Genomic DNA, 414 nt, shown 5'->3' with positions numbered 1-414 from the left:
CGACCTTTACTGTGGACCATGACCAGGTCATCGGCTCCTGTTCAAGCGCCGGCTGTCACAGCAGCCTGCCCAATGGCCACATCAACAGCACCACGGTGTGCGAGGCCTGCCATCGCACCACCGCCTGGACCCCGACCTTTACTGTGGACCATGACCAGGTCATCGGCTCCTGTTCAAGCGCCGGCTGTCACAGCAGCCTGCCCAATGGCCACATCAACAGCACCACGGTGTGCGAGGCCTGCCATCGCACCACCGCCTGGACCCCGACCTTTACTGTGGACCATGACCAGGTCATCGGCTCCTGTTCAAGCGCCGGCTGCCACAGCAGCCTGCCCAATGGCCACATCAACAGCACCATGGTGTGCGAGGCCTGCCATCGCACCACCGGCTGGATCCCGGCCTTTACCGTGGACC

1 protein-coding gene is annotated in these 414 nt (G+C 63.5%); it reads left to right on the top strand.

What is annotated here, in order from left to right; genetic code table 11:
* Window positions 1-414 (top strand): hypothetical protein (locus RRB22_14315; GenBank protein ID MDT8385579.1); only part of this gene is annotated, 414 nt, incomplete at both ends.

This window comes from Gammaproteobacteria bacterium (assembly GCA_032250735.1).
Classification (GTDB): Bacteria; Pseudomonadota; Gammaproteobacteria; order SZUA-152; family SZUA-152; genus SZUA-152.
This window is presented reverse-complemented; position numbering and strand designations above follow the sequence as displayed.